Source organism: Rhizobium sp. BR 315, assembly GCF_050577975.1.
GTDB lineage: Bacteria > Pseudomonadota > Alphaproteobacteria > Rhizobiales > Rhizobiaceae > Rhizobium > Rhizobium miluonense.
On record NZ_JARWKZ010000211.1, the window covers coordinates 1 to 508 of the forward strand.

1 protein-coding gene is annotated in these 508 nt (G+C 38.2%); it reads right to left on the reverse strand.

Going from position 1 to position 508, the window contains the following annotated elements; genetic code table 11:
- Positions 1 to 508, reverse strand: a 508-nt coding sequence (locus tag QD409_RS35820) for a hypothetical protein (RefSeq protein ID WP_430765097.1), incomplete at both ends; no start/stop codon positions are given.

The window sequence follows — 508 nt, forward strand, 5'->3', positions numbered from 1 at the left end:
GAAGCTAGCACCCTCAGCATGTAGTAAGGTTCTTCCTGTATATACCTTGGTCCTTTCGGTGTTTCTAAGAGGATGTTACTCCTACCTTCATAATAGATTGCCTCTAGTATAACAGCATCCTCACAGTCCACTAGTTTAATATTTTTTGAAGGACTCATAAATTCTATGATTCTTAAACCACTAAATGGAAAAGGTGTTGTATTAACAATCAATAACTCTTGTTCGGTTAACTGCATCTGTTCAGATAATCGCTTCTTAATCATATTTTCGATGCCGTCAGCAATTTCGTTTGCTTCTTTCATGCGATGAAGTACATCAGTTGCTACATCATCTGATATGCATCCTCCCATACTGTCATGCGCATGGCCCTCAAGTAACTTTTTCCAAGCTACTGAAAGTAATTTTTCTCCAATATGAATTCCCTTTGCCCTAGCAATAGCCATCATGGGTTCAACACGGTACAGAAGCTTTTGCTCCAGCAAAAAGCTATTAAGCTTAATATCATATC